Origin of the sequence: Desulfonatronospira sp. MSAO_Bac3, assembly GCF_003838035.1 — a bacterium.
Taxonomy (GTDB): Bacteria; Desulfobacterota; Desulfovibrionia; order Desulfovibrionales; family Desulfonatronovibrionaceae; genus Desulfonatronospira; species Desulfonatronospira thiodismutans.
In genome coordinates, this window is the sequence record NZ_QYZY01000011.1 from 1 (window position 1) to 5,954 (window position 5,954).

At 53.6% G+C, this 5,954-nt stretch carries 4 protein-coding genes and 1 pseudogene; 2 read left to right on the forward strand and 3 right to left on the reverse strand.

Features of this window, described 5'->3' with window-relative positions:
* From D5S03_RS00240 to D5S03_RS00250, 3 genes and pseudogenes are all read right to left on the reverse strand, one after another.
* A pseudogene (locus D5S03_RS00240) lies at positions 1–1,573 on the reverse strand (hypothetical protein); the annotation flags it as partial.
* A 45-nt stretch (positions 1,574–1,618) separates the two neighbouring features.
* A complete protein-coding gene (locus D5S03_RS00245; RefSeq protein ID WP_287042354.1) occupies positions 1,619–4,486 on the reverse strand; it encodes a helicase-related protein in 2,868 nt (955 codons plus the stop codon).
* Between the two features lie 195 nt (positions 4,487–4,681).
* Positions 4,682–4,849, reverse strand: a complete 168-nt coding sequence (locus D5S03_RS00250) for a hypothetical protein (protein ID WP_008869428.1) — start codon at positions 4,847–4,849, stop codon at positions 4,682–4,684.
* 94 nt (positions 4,850–4,943) lie between these two features.
* Here D5S03_RS00250 and D5S03_RS00255 point away from each other — a divergent pair, with 94 nt between their 5' ends.
* Complete coding sequence (locus tag D5S03_RS00255; protein WP_008869429.1) at positions 4,944–5,369, forward strand: putative toxin-antitoxin system toxin component, PIN family; 426 nt, start codon at positions 4,944–4,946, stop codon at positions 5,367–5,369.
* The gene (locus D5S03_RS00260) at positions 5,366–5,602 is read left to right on the forward strand and encodes a YlcI/YnfO family protein (RefSeq protein ID WP_008869430.1); all 237 of its coding nucleotides are present in this window, start codon (positions 5,366–5,368) and stop codon (positions 5,600–5,602) included. Before D5S03_RS00255 ends, D5S03_RS00260 begins: the two co-directional genes overlap by 4 nt.
* Positions 5,603–5,954 lie beyond the last annotated feature (352 nt).

Genomic DNA, 5,954 nt, shown 5'->3' on the forward strand with positions numbered 1-5,954 from the left:
TCCAGGCCTCACCGGATTTTTTCACCTCGTACAGGCCGCCTTCGTTCTGGACGAAAAAACCCCGGTAGGACAAAAGGCCTTCATACACGGCTCCCAGCTGGTTTATGCCCAGCTGGGCATAAGAGATGCGTCCCCGGCGCTGGTTGCGCCCCCTGGCCTCCCTGGTCAGGGACATGAGCCGGATGATTCTTTGCAGGACCTTGTTTCTGATTTTGACCTTTTTTAGAATTGGAGTGCGCTCCTGATCAAAAAGGTGCGAGCGCAAGGGAGGAATGCAGAAGGTATTGTGCATGGATTCATCCTGCATCATCTGCTGCTGTTCCTTAGCGCTGCCGGCCTGGGGATAGCCGTTGTAGACCAGTTCAAAAAGAAGCTGCAGGGAATCGTGGATGTAATAGCCCTCCTGGGATTCGGTACTGGTCAGGGGCACCATTTCCAGCTCCCGCAGGCTTTCTAAGCTGTAGCCGCTGCGGTAAGCCCCGGACTGCATGGGCACATAACCCAGATCCGGTCTGGCTTCGATATAAAACAGAAACAAAAGCCGGTACATGTAGCGCAGGCATTCCTTAGAGAGCAGGGCCGGGTCCAGGTCTTCATCTCCGGAAAAAAGTCGCTGGTGCAGCTTGTGACGCAGGTACCAGACCGCTTCATTGCCCAGCAGCTCAATACATTCGCGCAGGGCATACTTGAGGTCTTCGGACACGGCATAGGCGTGCTTGTGGGAGTTTTCCTCCAGGGTGTCCAACAGGGGGATGCCGTCCCGGGGGCAGACACTTTCCCTATGTAAAAGAGCAGCCATGGCCTTGAGAGTGGAATCCTCTCTGCGGCCCAGAATATCGTTTAAGTCAAAACGCAGCAGGCGTTTCTGGGGCCATTTGGCCCTGTCCAGCAGCAATATCTGGGAAGTGCCGGCCAGAATCACCCATCGCGGCGGTTCCTCCCTGGCAAAAACTGACTTGGTAAGCAGGGTCTGCCAATCCAGGTCTGAACAGACGGCATCATTTTCATTTGAGGACAATGTGACCTGGGTATCAGGGGAATGCTTGTCCCTGTCTTCTGGGGTGGAAGATATCCAGGCTGCCCCTGGTCTGGATTCACAGGGCCGGGAGTTATGGTCATTGGAAGGAGAGCAAAACTGGCCGGGTAGAGGGCTCAGTTCCAGAGGGTCCACTTCTTCCCGGCCGAATTCATCCATAACAGGCAGTATCCACAGCTCCGGGGCACCGGAACCCTTCTGGATCTCCCCGGCTATGGGAAACTGCCTGCCTCCGGGGCCTTCGCCTGTCCCGGGCTCAAAGGGATAACCCAGGGCGGATATGAGCTTTTCAAGAAACTCTTCCTGGATGAGCTGCCTGGCACCAGGATCTTTTGCCTGGAACAGATCGTTTCGCAGGCGGAAGTAATCACGGGACAGGCCGCTGATGATCGATGCCGGCGTGGGGATCTTTTCTTCCTTTTGCCTGCGGTTCCACTCCTTGAACAGATCCTTCAGGTCATTCTCCAGAATGGCTGTGAGATAGTGGTGCGTGTAAAATTCATTTTCGTTGCTTATGCCGGTCAGGTCGAGGGGCATAGGTTGTGTCCTTTGTCTGGAGGGCAGGATTCATTACCTGCTGTTTCATCCCTGCAATACCGCCGCCACTTTGATGCTGGAATGCTCTTCGGTGGTCATGGTGTCCTCAATCCATTCCATGTATTCGGCAAACAGATTTTCCACCTCCCGCATACGCTCGTCCCTGCGCCTGGACTTTACATTCTCGGGCATGTATTTCTCATCAAAATAAAGCTGTATTTCGCGTCTGTGCCTGCCCTTCAACTGTTCCAGCTTTTCCAGGTGAGCATTGAGCTGAGGATTGACCCGGTTTTCAAATTCTCTGCGCACTTCGTTCATCCATTTCATGGCTTTCTGGACTACATCCGGCAGCATCTCTTCAGCCTGGCGGCTGACCTTCATGTTGCCGGGGTTGGAAAAGGTGCTGCTTCCAAGGCCGGTGCGCTCCAGAATTTTTTCTAAGGGCTCCATCCCCTTGAAGGCCCGGCCGGACACAGTGACCCCGAACCAGTTCTGAATAAGGGGCTGTCCCTTGCGGTTGGGAATGATTCCCGTGAGAATGTATATTATTTCCTCCGGCTTTAGAGAAGGCAGGGTAAGCACGGGAGCTTCGTTGCGTCCGAAACTGGTCTGTACCCGGTCATTGAGCCATTGCAGGACCGGATGGAGTGGCCACAGGTAGTGAAGCTCAGGCCAGGCCTGCTCATCCTTGCGGCAGCGTCTGATCTCCTCCTGCATGGTGTCTTTGTCGTCTGTAAACTTGAGTCGTCCGTTGCGGGGCTGGATTTCCCGGGGCAGAAATGCGAAACGGTGCAGGAGGTCCCCGGGCACATTCATATCCAGCACCCTCAGGCTCTCGTCAATATCCGGTGAAAGGTCATTGTCCTGATCCAGCCGGTTCAGGCCCAGGCGAACATATTCAAAATCATCTGCAAAAAGGGCAGGCATTTGTCCCAGGCGCTGCCGGGCTGATGTATCACTGCTTTTCTCCTGGCCCTCTTCCAGAAAGGCCAGCAGATCCAGCGGGCCGTCCTGTGGGGCGGACAGGTCCCGGGCGGCAAAATCATCCGGGGAGAGCCCCTGTTCTAAGGCTCCAGCAGTTCTGGCTTCTTCTGCCTCCACATCATAGACGCCCATGAGGGCCGAAGGATCCCCGATATTTTTAATGGCTTCTTCATCCTTGCTGATTAAAAGCTCCAGGATGCGCATATCCCCGTGGATTTTGGGCTCCCGGCTCTGGATGGCCAGGTAGCTGATCAATGGAGTCCTCTCCTGGCCATAGCGGTCTATGCGGCCGTTTCGCTGCTGAAAGACCATCAGGGACCAGGGGATGTCAAAGTGGATAAGGCGGTGACACAGGTAGTGCAGGTTGATCCCTTCGGAAGCCACATCCGAGGCGATAAGCAGACGCAGGGGCGATTCGTCCCGGCCGAAATCCTCCACCACCCGCTGCTGTTCAATGTCCGAGAGACCACCGTGGAGTCGTTCCACATGCCTGTCCTTGAGTCCAAGTGCCGGTGGCAGATGCCGGAATAAAAACTCTAAGGTGGCAATGCGCTCGGTAAAGATGACTAACCTGTCCAGTGGATCTTTGCCGGTCCAGTGCAGTTCGCTGGAGGGACTGCTGAGCAGATCCACCAGTTTTTGAAAACGGCTGAAACTCTCAGAAGTTATCTCCGCCACTGCACTTCGCAATTCCCTTAGAGACTGCACATCCCCGGCATAGTCTGCCTGAGGTGCTCTTTGCAGTTGACGCAGCCTGGCATCAATGGTCTCCAAGCAGGCTGCAGGACTGGAGAACAGGGCCTTTTCCAGGGTGGTCTGAAACAGTTGGCCTCCGGTGCGCTTGTTGTTCAGGCTATGCAGGTTGAGTCCGGCCAGGCCTGCAAAGGCTCTTTCCTCCTGCTCAGAGGCCGGGATATGGCAGGTGCTGATGCGTCTTTCCTGAAATGAGCCCTTGACCTGATGCTGGATGTCCTTTTTAAAACGGCGGATAAACAGGCCCTTTATGTCATCAGGTCCATAATCGTCCTGGTTGGCAATGGCTGTTGGGTCCAGCATGTTCATAAGGCTGGCGAAACTTCTGGCCCGGCCGTCATGGGGTGTGGCCGAGAGCATAATCAGAGAATCCGACTGCCTGGACAAGAGCCTGGCCAGACGCGCCCGCTGGGTGCGTCCATGTCCTCTTTCGGCCACGTTGTGAGCTTCATCTATGACAATCACATCCCAGGTCGCCTTTTCCAGATGCACCCTGAACTCATTGTCCTGCTTCAGGGTGTCCATGGAGATGATGGATTTATCAAAATAATAGAAAGGGTTATGATTGGTGGGAATCCTGGAACGTACCCGCTGCAGCCCTATGGAGTCCAGCCTGGTCAGGGGTATGGTAAACCTGGTCCAGAGCTCTTTTTGAAACTGGGTGAGCATGCTCTTCATGGTCACCACCAGGATGCGCTTGCCTCTTCCCCGGCGTATGAGTTCGCTCAGAAGCACTCCGGCTTCCAGGGTCTTGCCCAGTCCCACGGAATCGGCAATAAGAATGCGCTGTCTGGGCTTTTCCAGAGCCTGCAGGGCTGCATCCAGCTGGTACGGAACAAAATCCATGGCCGCCTGATGGCCTGTGTAAAGTCTGGAATCAGTAGGAGGTGTCTGGCGCAGCAGGCTTTCAAGATAGAGCAGGCTGTCCTGGTATTGGTTGGAAGAATCAGCAACAAGCCTGGTTCGGGCCGGGTCCAGGCTTTTGACAGGACTGTGCAGGGCCTCCAGATCTGTAAGGAATGTGGCTTCCCTGTCCCGGACCAGTTCAGACAGGCCGACACAGGTCAGGGCCTGTCCCCCTGTGGATGCACGGTCCACCCGTCTCACTAACCACTCAGCGTCCCGAACCAGCACCCTGGATCCCGGAGCCAGGGTCGAGGCGGATTTTTGAGACATTTTCAAGCCTTGCAGGTCAAAATTTTGCGTGAATAAGTAACTTGCGCCCTGGAGGTCCAGGCCGGATCTGCAGATACAAAACCCGGGGATAATGGCTCAAGATATAACCCTTGAACATTACATAGAAATTTAAGTACCGCATACCTCAAGGCGGACTAAAGGTCAACGAACAGACTCAAGTGCAGTATCTTTTTTTCACCACTCCCCGTCACGCACCTCCCGCACCAGGCGCAGGACTGCATGGTCGGGCATGTTTTTCAGTTTTTTTATAAGTTCGGCAAAGAGCTCGGGGCGGCTTCGAATGACTTCCTGGACTTCTGAGGAGACCTTGCCGGCCAGGACCAGGCAGGGTAAGACGGCCATGACAACACGCCTGAATCATTTGCATATGTGCTGCTCATAAATGATCCTTAATCGATATGGTTGACAATCATCTGGTATCATATATAATACCTGAATGAACCTGAATCAAATCGTCATTGACACCAATGTGATAGTTTCGTCCTTGAAATCAAGGCGTGGAGCTTCGTTCAGACTGATATCCCTGATCGGCTCCGGCCGGTTTGAAATCAATCTGTCGGTTCCCGTGATCATGGAATACGAGGATGTGCTTACCAGGAATCAGGACCAGCTCGTGTTTTCCAGGGCGGACATTGAAAATTTTCTCGACTACCTTTGCAGCCAGGCCAGGCACCATGATATTTATTTTCTGTGGCGGCCGGTTCTCAAAGATCCAGGTGACGACATGATCCTGGAACTGGCCGTCACCTCAAATTCTGACTGCATTGTCACCTTCAACAAGCAGGATTTTGCCCAAGCATCAAAATTCAGCATCTATACAGCAACCCCAAAAGAATATTTAAAGTCAAGGAGGATGATATGAGTACCCTGAGTATCCGTCTGCCGGATTCCCTCCATGAACGTCTCAAACAGATGGCCGAAAAAGAAGGAGTCTCCATGAACCAGTTCATAGCTTTGGCCTTGTCGGAAAAGATCTCGGCCCTGCACACCCTGGATTATCTCAAAGAACGTGCAGCCAGGGGCGAGCGCCGGGAGTTCGAAGCCATTCTGTCCAGGGTGCCGGATGTGGAGCCGGAAGAACAGGACAGGCTTTAGGATTCACCCCGGATCTCTTGCCCCCTGCCGGGGCCATCCTGGATTCCAGTTCACCTTGAGAATGCTTATGTATTGGACAAAACACCCCTGTCACACCAACCACGCTGGAGGAGGTGCATCAACATGCAAAAGAAGCATACATTGATCATAGACGAAAATAAGCCCGGTGGCATTGTTTCTGTCCTTTTTATATCAAACTAAACCGGCTGAGGCCCTTTTGCCTGAACCCCTTTACTTGCTCCTCCTAGGCCTGCAAAGCCTGGTTGATCACGTTCTGCGAAAGCTGAATATTTATTGTATATTCGCTTAGCATTTGTTATGTATCCTCAAAACGGCTTTCCAGGACTTTGAA

Excerpts from the sequence above, each read along its gene's own strand:
- D5S03_RS00255 (WP_008869429.1), top strand. The coding sequence starts at position 4,944 with ATGAACCTGAATCAAATCGTCATTGACACCAATGTGATAGTTTCGTCC.
- D5S03_RS00250 (WP_008869428.1), bottom strand. The coding sequence starts at position 4,849 with ATGGCCGTCTTACCCTGCCTGGTCCTGGCCGGCAAGGTCTCCTCAGAA.
- D5S03_RS00245 (WP_287042354.1), bottom strand. The coding sequence starts at position 4,486 with ATGTCTCAAAAATCCGCCTCGACCCTGGCTCCGGGATCCAGGGTGCTG.
- D5S03_RS00260 (WP_008869430.1), top strand. The coding sequence starts at position 5,366 with ATGAGTACCCTGAGTATCCGTCTGCCGGATTCCCTCCATGAACGTCTC.